Below are 16,772 nucleotides of genomic sequence, written 5' to 3' on the forward strand. Positions count from 1 at the left end.
TTTTTTTTAAAAGAAAATGCTTTTCATAATATAATTCACAAAACAATAGTTTTATATTTACATCATAATTAATTAATAAGCATCTTTAATTTACAGTACTCTGGTTATTTTGTAAGACCAGCTCTTGTTCTTTTTTCTGGCGGCGTAAACGTAATTTGTTTATCAAGGCTTTCGCTTCAGCTTTGGTCGCTACCGCAGGTGCCGAACCACGCAGGGGCTTCCTCGCTGTTTCTCGCATAAACAGCACAGTGACAACGCCAATCACTCCAGCCCCCATCAAATAATAAGCCGGAACCATTTGATTGCCCGTTGACGAAACCAGCCATGAAGTCATCAACGGAGTCGTTCCGCCAAATAATGAAACCGAAATATTAAAGCCTACCGCCAAAGCACTGTAGCGAGTTTGCGTAGTAAATAACGCAGGCAATGCTGATGGCATGGTGCCGCTAAAGCAGGTATGCAGCACACCCAAAATCATCAAACCTGCAAATACTGCCCACATATTCCCTGTACCTATCAGCATCAGGGATGGGATAGCCAAGACGATTAAACCCAGCGCACCAAACATGATAACGGGCTTACGACCTAAACGGTCATTCCAATGGCCCCACAGCAGCGTCATTGGCATCATGATAAACATGACGACCATGATCAGCATTAAGCCACTGAGCTCGCTCAGACCCAGCACACCGGTCAAATAGCTCGGCATGTATGAGGTCAGCATATAATTAGATACGTTGAACAGCAGGACGAGGCCAATACACTTCAACATCTGCTGCCAATAGGTGCCCATCATTTCGAACAAGCCCATCTTCGGCTTACTTTCTTCAATGGCTTCCTGTTTTTCCATATGCTTTTGGAACGCAGGCGTTTCTTCAAGTTTCAAACGAATGTAAAGACCAAATAATCCTAACGGCGCAGCGATAAAGAACGGAATACGCCAACCCCATGCAAGCAATGTTTCTTCAGGCATGATCGCCGTCAGCCCCGTCACCAGCATCGCACCTAACAAATAGCCGCCGAATGTACCGAACTCTAACCAGCTTCCCATGAAACCACGGCGCTTATCCGTTGAATACTCAGCGATAAAGGTAGCAGCGCCACCGTACTCACCACCGGTGGAAAATCCCTGAACCAAACGAGCGACCAGAAGCAAAATGGGAGCCACAATACCAATACTTTCATAGCTTGGGATCAGACCAATACAGAATGTTCCCACCGCCATCATGATCATGGTAAACGCCAATACCTTTTGGCGACCAATGCGATCGCCGAGCGGGCCAAAAACCATGCCTCCGAGTGGACGGACCAAAAATGCTGCCGCAAAGGCGGCAAAGGTAGCAATCAACTGGGCTGCTGGGCTGCCGCTGGGGAAAAAGACTTTACCAATGGTCACGGCTAAAAAACTGTAAACACCAAAGTCAAACCACTCCATGGCGTTACCCAACGCCGCAGCGCCTACTGCACGCTTGAGCATGCTGCGGTCGACGATAGTAATATCGTCAACGGTCATTTCTGGTTTTTGATTTTTCTTTTGACTCTTGCGCCAAAACGCAAGATGGGATGAATGTGGCTGTGCGTTAGCCACGCGCGTTTCTGACGCGAGAGTCTCTTTAGGATCGGTCATAGTTACCCTTGATGTGCATTGAATTAATTCTCAGCAGCACCATAGATTTCGCGTCCCCGTAATTACGGCTTAATCCCATTTTCGGATCGCAGCGTGAGGCGAGATCTATGCAGCAGCATTAACGAGAAATCGTTAAAAGTTACCTATTTTTTGTCGTGTTATTTTCTGCTCCCTTAGCAGTTTTTTTATTTTCCATGACACCTTTACATATCTTTAATTTACACATTTTAGTGACTTCGGTCAAGTTTTTGACTTTTTGTCTAACACATCATCTCGGTAATTTACCGAAGTCATCACATGCGGTTATTATTTAAAAATAACTTACTATTCATATGATTAGATTAAATTTTGTTTTATTCATGTTCGCTGTAAACCGGGTAAAACCGACGCTAAAACTGATGCTGAATAAGGCTTTATCACACACCGTTTTTAGCTAGGAAATTGACAAAAAAAGACAGACAATTAAGCCAGGTTTTCAAGGGGAATATATGTGGTAAATCCGACAGAAATATCATCTGCTGATTGTAGTTTTAGATATAAAAAATTATACTTTTTTCAATCTGCACTTTTGAGCTGCACGCATGTTTGACAAAATAATTCAGATGATTATTAACAACGTTCGAAATCATCTGATCTTTTATCTGGCCATTTCGTTATTACTCCTTCTGTTAGATATTTATCTTCTTTACTTCTAAAATCGCCTTCCCCCTCTTCTCACGAAGAGAGGGCTTCGTCACAGGCTATTTCTCTTCCACGCCCTCACCTAAAAGAACCGCAAAACGCGATCCCACAGGGGTAAGCTCTAGCAAGATTTTCACGACGATAGTTAATGGAACCGACAACAACATACCGATAGGGCCAAGCAGCCATCCCCAAAATATCAGCGACAAGAACACCACCAGCGTTGAAAGCCCCAAACCACGCCCCATCACTCGGGGTTCGAGAATGTTGCCAAACACCATATTAATGACGATATAGCCCGACGCCACCATGACGGCATCGCCAAAACTATTGAACAACAGTGCCTGAATCACCGGTGGAACAGCGGCAATCACTGAACCAATATTCGGGATATAGTTCAACACAAAAGCCAATACACCCCACATCATGGCAAAGCGAATCCCCATCAGGTGCAACATTAGCCAAACCACCACGCCAGTAATAACGCTGATACCGGTTTTCAACGCCAAATATTGGGTTACGCCATCCAACGCCCGCTGAATACTTCCCATGCCCGCATCAGCATTGGAGAGTGACTTTCGTAGTTTGTAAGGAAGATGGGGAACTTCCATCAACATAAAAACGACCGTCATCAGCAGCAGGAATAAACTCGACATTGCCCCTGATAATTGAGTGACGATCCGCGTAGCCATATTCATCACCACTCCGGGGTCAAAATGATTAGCTAATTCGATAGGTGAAAAATTCAGATTCAAGCGCTCGGCAATATGCTGTACCACCGCAAGCTTGTTGGCTAACATGCCGCGATACTGCGGCAACGTTCTGCTGAAATCGTTGAGCGAGGAGCCCAGCATACCAATCATCAGCGTCAGCAGCAGAATAATAATAACCAGTACCAGCCCAACTGCAGCTGCGCGTGGCAAGCGTAACCGCATAAGCCCTGTCACTAACGGGTTTAGAATAATGGCCAGAAACAGGGCCAGTAAAAACGGTACAATAATGTCAGACGCTGCTCTTACACCGGCTAACACGATAACCAGAGCCGCAGCCATAATCGCAATTCGAATACCCTGCGCGCTTAATACGGTTCGGGACATGGTGATTCCTTGTTGTCATATATCCTGATCGGTGCTTTCCGATCCTGTTGTTCGCATAATTCCTATCCAAGCCCTTGCTCACCCATCATTCTTCAGATGCTGTCTCTAGCCAGATACGGTCATTCTCTATAGATTATCGCAAGATTTTTTTGATCACTACCCACCCACTAAATTCAGAATATCAATATGAATAAGGTCATTGGTAGTGGTAATTAAGTAATTGATTGTAATATATTTTACGTCAACATATTGATGGATACTCCATCCCATTGGCTAGAATCACGTATACTGGCGTTTTATTCTCTTTGATCCGGATCCCGAATGCTGTCGTTTAACCTCGATCGCCACGACTCTCTGTCGCTGCAAAAACAGATTTATCAGCAAATCCATACGGCGCTGCACAACGGAGTGTTAACGAACGGCGAACGCCTGCCTTCCATTCGTGAGCTCGGAGAAAAGCTACAGGTTTCTCGCAATACGATTACCGCCGTTTATGAAAAACTGGTTCTGGAAGGCTTTATTGCCAGTCGTCCCGGCGTGGGATACAACGTCATCCTTTCATCCCGGGTAGAGCTCCCCGAGTCTAAAACACCGCAAAGCGATTTAGACCATCCGCCCAGCGTTTTGCAGACTCAGGCTCCAGACACCTACGTTGACGTAGATAGCCCTATGTTTTTCAGCCTGGGTAATCCAGATGAATCCTCGTTTCCTTGGCAGCGCTGGCGCAGTTGGAATAACAAAGCCTCACGCAGTAAACATCTGTTGATGACGCGTTATCACCCACCGGCAGGTCTGATGTCGCTGCGACAAGAGTTGGTCAAATACTTGGCGAATGCACGCGGCATTCATACCGATGCAGATCACATCATCATCACCAACGGCGTCCAAGAAGGTTTAGCCCTGATTGCGCGCACGCTATTAACGCCGCAAGAGCATATAGCCGTGGAGTCCCCCTGCTATTCCGGCGCGTGGAATTTATTTAGTAGCTGCACCCCGCATATTCACGCTATTCCGGTAGATGATTTTGGGTTGCAAACCCAAGGCCTGCCAGACCAGCAGTGTGCGCTAGCCTACGTGACACCGTCACATCAGTATCCTGTAGGTGGAACATTGCCGCTAGAACGACGCAAAATGCTGTTGGACTGGTCGCGGCGCTCAAACGCCTACGTGATTGAAGATGATTACGACACGACGTTTCTCTACGGCACACAGCCGCTTCCGGCGTTGAAATCATTGGAAAATGCGAACAACGTTATTTATCTCAGCAGTTTTTCGAAAACGCTGGGGCCCGGCATGCGCATTGGTTTTATGGTATGTCCAGAGCGGTTAGTGGCGCCAATTCTTAATCTAAAAGCGCTGTGGAATCACGGTGCCAGCTGGCTGTATCAGCAATTCCTCGCCGACTTTATGCACGATCAGGGTTATCACCGCCATTTGCGCAAACTGGAAATCGAATATGGCGCACGCCAAAAATTATTACGTGAAGGCCTAATGACACTATTCCCCAGTGCCACGCTGCTAGGCACCTCGTCGGGCCTGCACATCACGTTAAAAACGTCACTATCGGCCCACACCGTTAGTCAACTGCGTGAACGCTGCCTGCGAGAAGGCGTACGTTTTGATACCTTAGGTAGCATGTGCAATGGATCAGAGAACGCCTATCTCGCAGAAAATCAGGATACGCTGATGCTGTTTGGCTTTAGCGCATTGTCGCAGGGACATATTCGGTTAGCATTAGAGATTATTGGCAAAGCCTGCCGGGAACTGAGTATTTCATCCACCGGCAAAGCTTAACTGCGGCTATTTGTGCGGGTTATTCGTCGCGGCCAGGAATGCGTAAGCGAAGCGGCTTGCTGCGTGACTTGTTGAAAATCATATTGCCATTTTCACGTCCAGCACGGCGAGCCCGCTGCTCTTCAACCGGCAGCGCTCGTTCCTCTTGGCATTCAGAACTACAGCAACCGCTGTATTTCTCTGCGCAGGACAGACATTGAATAAATAGCAGATGACAACCGTCGTTCAAACAGTTGGTGTGCGTATCGCATGGTGTCCCGCACTGGTGACATTGAGAGATAATATCGTCGGTGATGCGTTCGCCCATGCGCTCGTCAAAGACAAAATTTTTGCCAATAAACTTCAGCGGTAATCCCTGCTCACGGGCACGGCGAGTGTATTCGATGATGCCACCTTCCACATGATAAACATTATTAAACCCGTTATGTAGCATATAGGCGCTGGCTTTTTCACAGCGTATCCCACCGGTGCAATACATCACGATTTTCTTATCTTTATCCTGCTGTAACATATCTACCGCCATCGGCAGCTGATCGCGGAAAGTATCCGAAGGCACTTCTAACGCATCGGTGAAATGCCCAACCTCATACTCATAGTGATTGCGCATATCCACAAACACCGCATCAGGATCATCCAACATCGCATTCACTTCAGCCGCTTTTAGATATTGACCTACGTTGGCAGGATTAAAGCTAGGGTCATCAATACCATCGGCAACAATTCGCTCACGTACTTTCATACGCAAAACCCAGAACGATTTTCCATCATCGTCTAGCGCCACGTTCATTCTTAACCCGTCGAAATCAGGGTGCGCCTGATACAACGCGCTTTTCATCGCTTCGTAGCGGCTTGCAGGAACGGAAATCTGTGCGTTAATCCCTTCATGAGCGATGTAGATACGGCCGAACACAGCGAGATCACGAAACGCAATGTAGAGAGCGTCACGAAACAGCTGTGGCTCTTCGATTCGGCAGTATTTGTAGAATGAAACCGTGGTGCGCGGCTCAGTTTCGGCCAGCATCTTGGCTTTTAATTCTTGGTTGGATATTTGGTTATGTAACACTGGCATGGTGTTCATTTCCTCAATGTTAGTTTTTCAGATTCTCACAGGCTCATCGGGCATATAATCCGAGGCCGCCCCATAGGGCGGCGATTATGGATATTCATTGATGAATAATCCACCGACAGACCGTGTGGTTATTTAAAAAATAGCTAACAAAAAGATAAATAAATGTTGCTGGGTGCTTATTCATCCTCACGTGATTGGGGATAATGAACAATATTGTAGAATTTAGCGGCTTGATTGCTCGTATTGCGATAGCTGTGTATTTGGTCAGCTACAAAGCGCAATGGCTTGCTGGTGGTCACCGCCTGCCATACGCCTTTCACCTGCACTTCGATTTCGCCATCGATCATGAGAATGTCTTCAATAACCCCTTGCTCGTGCGCATAGGAGTTGTGAATGCATCCCGCGTGCAAGGTGATAAGAAGCACTTCATAGCCCAACTGGGCATCAAAACTGAGTTGAGTCTGAGCAGTAATTGCCTCATCTTCATGATGCAAACTTAGCATAGGCTCTTCATCCACCAGCTGCGGAGGTAAAAATTCACTGAAGGAAGCCTGTAGCCCGCTAGAGATCCGCCACAGGGTGACCACGGTTGGGCTCGATTCGCCACGCTCTATTTGCCCAAGCATAGCCTTGCTCACCCCCGTGGCCTGCGCCGTTTTATCTAGACTCCATCCGCGCCGTTGACGCAGTTCACGCAACGTTTTTCCAATATGAAGAGCAAGATCGGTCATGATTTATTCTCATTGGTGTTGTGCGTTATAACGCACAATGCTAATCTTGTTTCGTGCGCTATAACGCACAAGGCGGTGAAAAGTTTATCCTACTACAAGCCATTCACCAATCCTGATACATAAAAAACTCGGACTTACCCATGCAGGCTATTGTCTACGGCGTGATCTCATCCCTTTTCTTCGCCTTCACTTTTATTTTCAATCGTTCTATGGAAATTGGCGGCGGCGACTGGATGTGGAGTGCCAGTTTACGATTTTGGTTTATGGCACCAATGCTATTGGTGCTTGTCGCCCTGCGCGGCCAGCTACGCCAAAGCCTTGCTCATCTGCGACAGAATATCCGCCCCTATTTGCTGTGGAGCACGCTGGGCTTTGGGCTGTTTTATGCGCTTGTTACGTTGGCGAGCGCCTATGGTCCCGGCTGGTTAGTGGCGGGGACGTGGCAAATTACTATTATTGCAGGATCGTTGCTGGTGCCTTGGCTGGGCGCAAGCGGTGAGCCTAAGCATAAAATTCCGTGGTTTGGACTACGTTGGTCACTGCTGATCTTACTCGGTATTGCGCTGATGCTGTGGCAACAAGCTGAACATATCAGCCTGTTTCAGGCGCTGGCGGGGCTCATCCCCGTGGTTATCGCCGCATTTTTGTATCCTCTTGGCAACCGCAAGATGATGAATATTTGCCACCATAATGTGGATACGCTGCAACGCGTATTGAACATGACCCTCGCCAGTCTGCCATTTTGGTTGGTGATTTCGTTAGTGGCTTGGTCACGTGTTGGCCTTCCTTCCGCGCCACAGGTCGAGCAATCCGTATTGGTGGCGCTGTTTTCTGGCGTTATTGGCACCCTGCTTTTCTTTGCTGCAACCAACCGCGTGCGTAATGATCCCTCGCAGCTTGCCGCCGTGGAGGCCACACAATCAGGCGAAGTATTGTTTACGCTGCTGGGCGAGATGTTTTTCCTCGGTGCTGCGCTGCCTTCCCCCGTTTCTCTGCTCGGTATTACCTTAGTTATTTTAGGTATGATTGCGCACAGCATGGCTTCTAAGCAAATAAGAGGCTCAGGCAAAACGCGGATCCGACGCAAAGCGAGCCACCAAGAAATCGAGAAACGCGCGTAGGGAGACGGGCAGAAACTGGCGCGACGTGTAAACACCATATATTCCCAGATCTTCTGGCTGATATTCAGGCAGGATCTCAACTAATTGCCCATCTGCGAGCAATTGATTCACCAAATAACGCGGCAACAAGCTGATGCCAAAACCACGCAGCGTTGCCGCCGTTAACACCGTTGCACAATTAGCACTTAAATTGCCGCTTATCGGCACCGTGATGGATTCCCCTTGATAGACAAAGCCCCAATGGTGATGAGCGTAGTATTCATGCGTCAGGCAGTTATGTTCACTTAAATCCGTAATTGTTTGCGGTAACGCATGGTGCTCGAAATAGCGAGGAGCCGCACACAATACCGAATGACAGGTTCCCAAGCGGCGAGCAATCAGGTTGTGATCCAGCTGATTCGTAATGCGGATTGCCAGGTCGATACGTTCATCCACTAGGTTAAGCGTTTTTTCTTGGCGGCAAATATCAATCTGAGCAACCGGATTGAACGTCAGGTAGTCACACACCGCATCGGTAAGAAAGGCCTGTATCAGCGACTGGCTGCTCGTGATACGTAACAAGCCTCTCGGTTGCTGCTGACTATTATCAACCACCTGCTCAATCTCTTCGCTTAACAACAGCAACGCTTTACAGCGCACAAGAACCTCTTCGCCGGCGCTGGTTAGGCTTTGGCTGCGCGTAGTTCGATGCAACAGGCGGCCACCAATCCACTGTTCTAAGTCTGCCAAATAGCGTGAAACCATGGCTCGCGAAAGATTCAGCTTCTCTGCGGCGCGACTCAAACTCCCCTGCTCAACGACGCAAACAAAAACCCGCATCGCACTGAGTCGATCCATATGTTCTCTCCTACGATTTGCTCGATTTGGTAAACAGTATGTCTACTATTCTGGCCTATTTCTTTCAACGATTGCTGAATATACTTCCAAACAGTAATAATTCACATTAATAATAAAGGCCTGTCTCATGCAACCATCCATCGCGGTTAAACCTCTGATTTTGTCGTTAGTTCTCTCCACCAGCGCCTTTGCAGCACAGGCTAAAGCGCTTGAGCTACAAACCTATAACCCGGGTGCGACCAGTCTGTTTCCGGTCTCTTCTGAATTAATTGTTGGCGATAACGAAGCTGTGCTAATTGATGCACAATTTGAGAAAAAAGACGCTAATGCGCTGATCGACATGATCAAAAAGAGTGGCAAAACCCTGACCACAATTTATATCAGCCACGGCGATCCTGACTTCTATTTTGGCTTACAAACGCTAGCAGCGGCTTATCCGCAGGCTAAGATTGTGGCAACTCAACCTACCGTTGACCATATCAAAGCGACTCAAAACGCCAAGCTTCAGTATTGGGGCCCATTGATGAAAGATCAGGCGCCAACAAAAATCATTACGCCAGAAGTCCTTCAGGGCAATGAAATCACGCTTGAAGGCCAAAAACTGATTATTGAAGATCTCGATAGTGCCTCGCCAGACCGTACCTATGTCTGGATCCCCTCACTCAAAGCCGTAGTGGGTGGAGTATTAGTTTCAGCCAATCAACATATTTGGACTGCCGATACCCAAACGAAGGCCTCACGTGAAAACTGGATTAAAGCGTTAGATCGCATGCAGGCGTTACACCCTCAAACGGTGGTTCCTGGCCATTATTTAGGAACACCTCCGAAAGGTGACGCCGCAATTGTATTTAGCCGTGACTATCTGAAAAAGTTTGAACAGGTTTTAGATACTCATAAAACCTCTGCGGGTGTGATCGACGCTATGCAAAAGGCTTACCCTAGCCTGAAAGATGGTGAAAGCCTTAATTTAAGCGCGAAAGTGAATACCGGCGAAATGAAGTGGTAATATTTCAATTATTTTGATGTTGTTTATCAATGTTATCCGGTTACTTGCGGGGGCAAAGTGCCGGATAATAACCATACAGTTTAGCCAAGAAATTTTACTTTTCCGGTGCTCGTTGGCACCACCTCTACAAAGGATGTAAGTATGCTCACCTCGCTGAATCAGGCTTTCACACGTTTAACCGATCACCCAGACGGTGGAAAACTATTGCTGCGTCTCACCTTTGGCCTATTGATGCTGTTTCATGGCGTTGCCAAAATCGAACACGGCGTTGGCTGGATTTCTGAGATGCTACAGGCACAGGGTTTACCTGGATTTGTCGCCTATGGTGTATTTATTGGCGAAATCGTTACGCCAGTGCTGATGGTTTTGGGAATTTTCACCCGCCCTGCGGCCCTGATATACGCCGTTAACCTGCTGGTCGCCACCCTGATGGTCGGTACCGGCAAGTTCTTTACCCTGACCGACGTCGGTGCTTGGGGACTGGAAAATGAAATGCTGTATTTCATGGGTGGCATCATCATCATGTTGCTAGGCAGTGGACGTTACTCTATCGTCAGTAATCAGGCCCTGCGTTAATACTGCAATTACTCCCCTTACCGCTCGCTTAATCTGCCCTATCAAAAAGAGCTATTTGAAACCTTCAAATAGCTCTTTTGAAAACATCCCTTCTTAAAACCATTTGTCGTCAAAAGCCCCGTGCCATAGAGATTCACAGCGGAAAAACCGTACCATTAACGATGTTTACCCTGCTTTACACCTCATTTTCGTTACAAAAACCCAAATAACTGTTCACAAAACAACGATTTTGATGATAAAAAGATGACCACGCCTATAAATCTATGTTAGTTTCCAAATCCCGTATTATTAATGAATACTCGAATAACATGGCAAAAGCCAAACTGTTCATTAATAAATACTATAAATACAATGAGTTAAATATTAAGTTTTTAAGTTATCAATCATACGCTCTCGTTCTTTGCGTATAGTTAATGGGAATACAACATGCAATCCTCTGATAAAACACAGCAAGGCCGTACTTTCCTCGGTCATCCCTATCCACTCGGGTCATTGTTCTTTACCGAGATGTGGGAACGCTTCTCCTTTTACGGGATCCGCCCGCTGCTTATCCTGTTTATGGCCGCCAGTGTTTATGAAGGCGGAATGGGCATTCCACGTGAGCAAGCCTCGGCTATCGTCGGTATTTTCGCCGGTAGTATGTATCTGGCAGCGCTGCCGGGTGGCTGGTTAGCCGACAACTGGTTAGGTCAACGTCGCGCTGTTTGGTATGGTTCGATTCTGATTGCGCTGGGCCATCTAGCCATCGCGCTTTCTGCGCTGTGGGGCAATACCCTATTCTTCGTGGGTCTGCTGCTTATCGTTCTGGGAACCGGTCTATTTAAAACCTGTATTTCGGTCATGGTGGGCACCCTTTATAAAGACGGTGACACGCGCCGCGATGGCGGATTCTCACTGTTTTATATGGGGATTAACCTCGGTTCATTCATTGCACCGCTGGTAACCGGTTTGCTCGTGGGTGAAAAAGGCTGGCATTGGGGCTTCGGTATTGGTGGCCTAGGCATGCTGGTTGCGTTGCTGATTTTCCGCTTCTTCGCTGTTCCTTCCATGCGCCGCTACGATCGTGAAGTCGGTTTGGGATCGAGTTGGAACCATGCCGTTGTTGAACGCAAAAACGTTGGTCGCTGGATTTCTGTCTTAGCCGTGATTGCCATCGTTTTGATTGGCCTGCTGGCAAACGATGTCATTCCCATTAACCCGGTCTTAATTGCCAGCGTGATGGTATACGTCATCGCCGCTTCCGTGACGCTGTACTTTGTGTATCTGTTCGCCTTTGCAGGATTAGCATCGGAAGAGCGAGTTCGTTTGCTGGTCTGCTTTATTTTGCTGGTTTCTGCGGCCTTCTTCTGGTCTGCATTTGAGCAGAAGCCGACCTCATTCAACCTGTTTGCCAATGATTATACTCAACGCCAGTTTGGTGATTTTGAAATCCCAACGGTATGGTTCCAGTCACTGAACGCCCTGTTTATCATCATCCTTGCGCCGCTGTTCAGCTGGTTATGGCCTGCGCTGGGCCGTCGCCAAATGCAACCAAGCAGTATGGTGAAATTTGTTATCGGTATTCTTTTTGCCGCCGCAGGTTTTGGCATCATGATTTTGGCCGCGCAGGATGTATTGGCCACCAGCCAATCTGTATCGCCGTTCTGGCTTGTGGGAAGTATTCTGCTACTCACGCTGGGTGAACTTTGCCTAAGCCCAATCGGGCTGGCGACCATGACATTACTGGCTCCCGATCGGATGCGCGGTCAGGTGATGGGGCTATGGTTCTGTGCGAGCTCCCTGGGTAACCTTGCTGCGGGCTTGATCGGCGGTCAGGTTAAAGCTGACCAGCTTGATATGCTGCCAGACCTATTTGCGCGTTGCTCTATCGCACTGGTTATTTGCGCCGCTGTGCTAACGCTGCTTATTTACCCAGTGCGCCGCATGATGAAAAACGTCGAAATCTAATATCGACCATTTCTCAATCAGTTCATATTCCAAGGCACCCTTTCAGGGTGCCTTGCTGTATCTGCGACCACGATCGCAGTCACATCCCGACACCCTATTTCCACAGATTTACATTTGTCATACTAAAAACATGGTAAAATGCGCCTGCATTAGGGGTTGAGCATTCCTAAGCGGTATTTAAAAAAGAATCTCTTTGTCAGTATGAACATCAATAAGCGATAAATTGATGTGCGGTATCTCCGAAACTTCATGCCATTTAGCTTACAATGAATAGACTTGGGCTGAGCGTTTTAGAGCGGATAGCATACGCAGTTATTAAGGTAGAGTAATGGAAGTAATCAAAGAGATCCTACACGCACTGTGGGAACAAGATTTCAGTGTGCTAAGCGATCCCAAAATGATTTGGGCAATTTACGGTATTTTGTTCACTACGCTGCTACTGGAAAATGGGCTTCTTCCTGCCGCATTTTTACCGGGTGATAGCCTGCTGTTACTGGCTGGTGCGTTAATTGCCAAAGGTGTACTACCCTTTTTCCCCACCCTAAGTGTGTTAGTCATCGCATCGAGTCTCGGATGTTGGATGAGTTATATCCAAGGCCGTTGGCTTGGCGATACTAAACTGGTTCAGGGATGGCTTGTACAACTTCCCGCGCATTATCACCAGCGTGCTTACCATATGTTCCATAAGCACGGATTAGTCGCTCTACTCGTGGGCCGATTTTTAGCATTTGTGCGTACCATTTTGCCTACCATTGCAGGTATTTCTGGCTTGAAAAATGCGCGATTCCAAGTGTTCAACTGGCTCAGTGCGCTGTTGTGGGTTTGTTCTGTCACCGGCGTGGGATTAGCCATCAGCTATATTCCGTTTGTTAAGCGCCATGAAGATCAGGTGATGACCTGCTTAATGATTTTACCGATTGTGCTGCTAGTGAGTGGATTGGTGGGTACGATCGTGGTAGTAGTGCGCAAAAAACGCCAAACGCCCGCTCAATAAATTCCGCCAATTGTCCTGTAAGGCATCGCTGCAACTGCCTTACAGGACAGCATATCTTTTAGAAACCTTCGTAACGCAGCAGCTCCGCTTTTAACTCCGCGTAGGGTGCGAAGAGTTTTGCTGCCGGTATTAGCCGCTGGCCCTGCTCTCCTACGACGATCAATGCAGGAACTCCGTTAATATTGTGTCTATCTAACAATGTTTGCGTGTCACGCAGGCTATGTTCGTAATGACGCAACAGCTCTTCGGTGGGGCGAGCCACCGCTAATGCTTCGCTCTCAAAACCTTCCCGCTCCAGAATCTCAACCACGCTTTTACTGCTAGTGTTATCAAGTCCGTCAACATACCGTGCTTTTTGCAACGTTTTAAGCACATCACCAGCGCGCTCTGGCTCAAGGGTGTTGGCAGCAATCACCGCTAACGTCGAGGCAAAGGAATCAAACACGCCGCCCTGATGTAATACGTTTTCTCGATACGCCTCGCTAAATACCTGCCCTGTCGATGATTCAATACGCATGTCATTTTGCCAAGCATATTGGGCAAACTCCGGCGTCATATCACGTGCGCCTTCACGGGCAAAAAGCCCAGTGGGACGAAACGTTACGTTAAAATCGCTATCCTTAACCAGTTGGCTAATTTTCGGTGAAGCACCGTAGCACCAGCCACAAAGCGGATCAAAAAGATAAACGAGTTCTCGGATCTTCATCAGCACTCCTTGGTGTTGTTCAGCTCGTAGCACCATTGATACTGCGATAAACATAATGTGTGATCGTGATTCTGCCAAGTCGCGGCAGGACGATATAATCTAAGTCTGGCTCAAAATCAGAGACTTGCCACCCTATTCCACTCAGTTAGCGTCGAGCTAACATCAAATAATGTTAAAGTTCGATACTGCGAATGCTTTTATTACGACGAGATTTTTTAGGTTTGATATCCGGATCTGAGTAGTATGACCACAAGAACAGCAATATCCCGCCAGCCGCTAAACCTGCGCCAACCCAACCGGTAGACGACCATCCAAACCCTGCGGCAATGCTTACACCACCGAGCCAAGCGCCCAAAGCATTTGCGATATTGAAAGCGGAATGATTTAAAGCCGCCGCCAAGGTTTGTGCATCTTCAGCAACGTCCATCAGGCGGGTTTGTAAGGCAGGAACCAGAGCAAAACTACCGCCGGTGAGCAACACGACCAATACGGTGGCCCATGCAATATCCGCCACCAAATAGAACGTCGTAAGAATAACCACGTTCCAAATTAATACACCAACAATCGTGCCCATCAAGGAACGGTCTGCCAAACGAGAGCCAAAGATATTCCCTAAAATCATACCCACGCCAAACACAATCAGCACCAGAGGCACACTCGCCGGTGACATCCCAGTTTGATGAATAAGCGTGGGTGCAATGTAGCTAAACACAGCAAATAGGCCACCAGAGCCCACCGCGGCGATACCGAGCGTGAGCCAAACCTGCTTGCGCTTGAGCGCACCCAACTCACGCAGCGGGCTAGCGCCTTCCTCAACCTTATCTTTTGGCAGCCATAACATGACGAGCAACGCCGTTAGCGCCCCAATCACACCCACCATCACAAACGCTGCACGCCAGCCCATCAGCTGACCAATCCACGTTGCCAGAGGTGAGCCTAACAGCGTAGCCAACGTCAGGCCTAGCATCACGCGTCCCACCGCTTTCGCGCGTTGCCCAACACCCGCCATCGATGCGGCCACCAGCGATGCCACACCAAAATAAGCCCCGTGAGGCAATCCACTGATAAAGCGAAACACCATCAGATTTCCATAGCTAGAACTCAATGCGCTCGCAATATTGCCAACCGCAAACAGCACCATCAAAAGCAGCAATAAGGTGCGGCGAGAAAGTCGCGCGGCCAAAGTCGCAATCACCGGTGCTCCGATCACCACGCCCAGCGCATAAATACTGATCACGTGCCCTGCCTGCGGAATAGAGATCGCCAAATCCTTTGCTACATTCGGCAGCAAGCCCATAATGGCAAACTCGCCGGTACCAATACCAAAACCACCGACAGCGAGCGCGAGTTCTGCCCCGCGTCGATGAGCAATGGGTGATGGTGCCGCTGACGGCGTTGATGTAGACATAGCTACCTCTAATATCTGAAAAATTTCTGACGCTCAAGGCGCAAGAAAGCGTGATTTGAATCACATAATTAAGTGAGGAGAGCAGGATACCGAAGCTCACATTCAGCAGCCACTACTTTGTTAATTTTTCGTTGAATTTAGAATAAGCGCTGTCAGGATAGAATAAATGTCGGCGTAGCCGCGATGGTTCAAAATACAAAACACCATGACGTGCTCATCTGCACAGGTTAATATTCCCGCAACTTAACCCATGAATTTTGGACAGGACGTTCGTGCCGCGACTCTATCAGTTCGATCAACATCTCATGCGCGCTCATCATGCGCCAGAGCTTACGGGAATACGCCGCTTTATTATTGAATTCTTCTATTTTGGAATAAAAGAAGCGCGTGCTTGTCTCTTCGTTGGCCTGTTCTTTATCGCTGTCTTCTGTGTGCCTCGCGGTGGTTTTTTGCATATAGCCCGCTATGACCTTTTATTCATCATCGCGATCTTAATTCAGCTATGGATGGTGATGAATCATCTTGAAACATGGGATGAACTTAAAGCGATTACCCTTTTTCACGTAGTCGGCTTTGCTCTTGAAGTGTTTAAAACCTCAGGCAGCATTCAATCTTGGAGCTATCCTGATTTTGCCTATACAAAACTGCTTGGCGTACCACTTTTCGCCGGGTTTATGTACGCCGCGGTAGGCAGTTTTATTATTCAATCATGGCGACTATTCGACCTCAAAATTCGCCATCATCCCCCTTATTTTCTCAGCACCACAGTCGCCCTGCTGATATATATCAACTTTTTTACCCATCACTATATTGGTGACTATCGTTGGTATATCACCGCCTTTGTTATCGGCATCTATGCGCGGAGCATAGTGGTTTTCACCCCTTACGATCGCGAACGAAAAATGCCATTACTGTTGGCCTTTGTCCTTATCGGCTTCTTTATCTGGCTCGCCGAGAATATCAGCACCTTTTTTGGTATTTGGAAATACCCTAATCAGCTTGGAGCGTGGTCTGCGGTACACGTTGGAAAGTGGAGTTCATGGGCTCTGCTGGTCATCATGACATTCACGATTACCACCTATCTTAAAGATATCAAACGACGGATCCATATTGCGCAGTAGCGCAAACGCTCTTTGATTAAATGAAAAAAAGCCCACGGAATCACTCCCGTGGGCTTT

At 47.8% G+C, this 16,772-nt stretch carries 15 protein-coding genes; 8 read left to right on the forward strand and 7 right to left on the reverse strand.

The features are described from left to right. Positions 1-85 precede the first annotated feature (85 nt). Positions 86-1,627: a glycine betaine/L-proline transporter ProP gene (proP, locus tag U0008_RS12425; protein ID WP_043493651.1), complete on the reverse strand. Its 1,542-nt coding sequence runs from the start codon at positions 1,625-1,627 to the stop codon at positions 86-88. A gap of 602 nt (positions 1,628-2,229) precedes the next feature. Here proP and U0008_RS12430 point away from each other — a divergent pair. Beyond that, positions 2,230-2,322 carry a DUF2770 family protein gene (locus U0008_RS12430; protein WP_309544517.1) on the forward strand — a complete coding sequence of 31 codons (93 nt, stop codon included), beginning with the start codon at positions 2,230-2,232 and terminating at the stop codon, positions 2,320-2,322. 45 nt (positions 2,323-2,367) lie between these two features. On the opposite strand, the gene U0008_RS12435 is transcribed toward U0008_RS12430, so the two are convergent. Further along, complete coding sequence (locus tag U0008_RS12435; protein WP_043493654.1) at positions 2,368-3,405, reverse strand: AI-2E family transporter; 1,038 nt, start codon at positions 3,403-3,405, stop codon at positions 2,368-2,370. Between the two features lie 321 nt (positions 3,406-3,726). Between U0008_RS12435 and pdxR the strand changes: the two genes are divergently transcribed. Next, a complete protein-coding gene (gene pdxR, locus U0008_RS12440; RefSeq protein WP_043493656.1) occupies positions 3,727-5,199 on the forward strand; it encodes a MocR-like pyridoxine biosynthesis transcription factor PdxR in 1,473 nt (490 codons plus the stop codon). A 19-nt stretch (positions 5,200-5,218) separates the two neighbouring features. Here pdxR and trhO read toward each other — a convergent pair whose 3' ends face one another. Both trhO and U0008_RS12450 read right to left on the reverse strand, forming a co-directional pair. Then, the gene (gene trhO / locus U0008_RS12445; RefSeq protein ID WP_043493658.1) at positions 5,219-6,268 is read right to left on the reverse strand and encodes an oxygen-dependent tRNA uridine(34) hydroxylase TrhO; all 1,050 of its coding nucleotides are present in this window, start codon (positions 6,266-6,268) and stop codon (positions 5,219-5,221) included. 176 nt (positions 6,269-6,444) lie between these two features. After that, positions 6,445-6,999, reverse strand: a complete 555-nt coding sequence (locus tag U0008_RS12450) for a helix-turn-helix domain-containing protein (RefSeq protein WP_043493663.1) — start codon at positions 6,997-6,999, stop codon at positions 6,445-6,447. A gap of 140 nt (positions 7,000-7,139) precedes the next feature. Here U0008_RS12450 and U0008_RS12455 point away from each other — a divergent pair, with 140 nt between their 5' ends. Continuing rightward, a complete protein-coding gene (locus U0008_RS12455) occupies positions 7,140-8,120 on the forward strand; it encodes a DMT family transporter (protein ID WP_025797136.1) in 981 nt (326 codons plus the stop codon). On the opposite strand, the gene U0008_RS12460 is transcribed toward U0008_RS12455, so the two are convergent. Beyond that, positions 8,061-8,957 carry a LysR family transcriptional regulator gene (locus tag U0008_RS12460; RefSeq protein ID WP_043493669.1) on the reverse strand — a complete coding sequence of 299 codons (897 nt, stop codon included), beginning with the start codon at positions 8,955-8,957 and terminating at the stop codon, positions 8,061-8,063. The two genes, U0008_RS12455 and U0008_RS12460, sit on opposite strands and share 60 nt — an antisense overlap. Before the next feature lie 127 nt (positions 8,958-9,084). Between U0008_RS12460 and U0008_RS12465 the strand changes: the two genes are divergently transcribed. From U0008_RS12465 to U0008_RS12480, 4 genes are all read left to right on the forward strand, one after another. Then, on the forward strand, positions 9,085-9,963 hold the full coding sequence (locus tag U0008_RS12465; RefSeq protein ID WP_043493673.1) for an MBL fold metallo-hydrolase: 879 nt from the start codon (positions 9,085-9,087) through the stop codon (positions 9,961-9,963). A 141-nt stretch (positions 9,964-10,104) separates the two neighbouring features. Continuing rightward, positions 10,105-10,539, forward strand: a complete 435-nt coding sequence (locus U0008_RS12470; protein WP_043493676.1) for a DoxX family protein — start codon at positions 10,105-10,107, stop codon at positions 10,537-10,539. 426 nt (positions 10,540-10,965) lie between these two features. Beyond that, positions 10,966-12,486 carry a peptide MFS transporter gene (locus U0008_RS12475; RefSeq protein ID WP_025797143.1) on the forward strand — a complete coding sequence of 507 codons (1,521 nt, stop codon included), beginning with the start codon at positions 10,966-10,968 and terminating at the stop codon, positions 12,484-12,486. A gap of 328 nt (positions 12,487-12,814) precedes the next feature. Continuing rightward, a complete protein-coding gene (locus U0008_RS12480) occupies positions 12,815-13,480 on the forward strand; it encodes a DedA family protein (protein WP_025797145.1) in 666 nt (221 codons plus the stop codon). Positions 13,481-13,538: 58 nt separating this feature from the next. Here the strand turns inward: U0008_RS12480 and U0008_RS12485 are convergent, their stop codons facing one another. Further along, complete coding sequence (locus U0008_RS12485) at positions 13,539-14,186, reverse strand: DsbA family protein (RefSeq protein ID WP_025797147.1); 648 nt, start codon at positions 14,184-14,186, stop codon at positions 13,539-13,541. A 172-nt stretch (positions 14,187-14,358) separates the two neighbouring features. Further along, positions 14,359-15,594, reverse strand: coding sequence for an MFS transporter (locus U0008_RS12490; protein ID WP_025797150.1), 1,236 nt, complete (start codon positions 15,592-15,594; stop codon positions 14,359-14,361). A 305-nt stretch (positions 15,595-15,899) separates the two neighbouring features. Between U0008_RS12490 and U0008_RS12495 the strand changes: the two genes are divergently transcribed. Further along, positions 15,900-16,715, forward strand: a complete 816-nt coding sequence (locus U0008_RS12495) for a DUF817 domain-containing protein (protein WP_043493866.1) — start codon at positions 15,900-15,902, stop codon at positions 16,713-16,715. Positions 16,716-16,772: the final 57 nt, after the last annotated feature.

Origin of the sequence: Hafnia alvei, assembly GCF_034424155.1 — a bacterium.
Lineage (GTDB): Bacteria > Pseudomonadota > Gammaproteobacteria > Enterobacterales > Enterobacteriaceae > Hafnia > Hafnia alvei.